Origin of the sequence: Mesorhizobium sp. M2E.F.Ca.ET.209.01.1.1, from assembly GCF_004010375.2 — a bacterium.
Taxonomy (GTDB): Bacteria; Pseudomonadota; Alphaproteobacteria; order Rhizobiales; family Rhizobiaceae; genus Mesorhizobium.
The window spans coordinates 1-356 of sequence record NZ_SADP02000506.1; the positions used below are offsets into that span (position 1 = coordinate 1).

The following is a 356-nucleotide window of genomic DNA, read 5'->3' on the forward strand; positions in this document are numbered from 1 at the left end:
CTGGACAAGACCGTCGTACCCGCGGGGGAGGGTACTTTCAAAGTCAGCAATACGTCCAAGGACACGGTTCACGAAATGATCGTCGTGCCGGCCGCGGATGCGAAAAAGACCGCATTGCCGTATGTGAAAAATGAAAATCGCGTCAACGAGGATGCGGCCGGCCATCTCGGCGAGGTTTCCGAACTCGATCCAGGCAAAACCGGATCGCTGACCCTGGACCTCAAGCCGGGCAGCTATGCCGTTTTTTGCAATATCCCCGGTCATTTCATGAATGGAATGTGGGCAACGATCCTGGTCAAGTAGACGGTGATCCAACGCTGCAACCCGCCCGCCAAAAGGCGCGGCGGGTTGCTGTT

At 56.7% G+C, this 356-nt stretch carries 1 protein-coding gene; it reads left to right on the plus strand.

Features of this window, described 5'->3' with window-relative positions; translation table 11 throughout:
* Positions 1-303 (plus strand): plastocyanin/azurin family copper-binding protein (locus EN852_RS36675; RefSeq protein ID WP_246694531.1); only part of this gene is annotated, 303 nt, incomplete at its 5' end.
* Between the last annotated feature and the right edge of the window lie 53 nt (positions 304-356).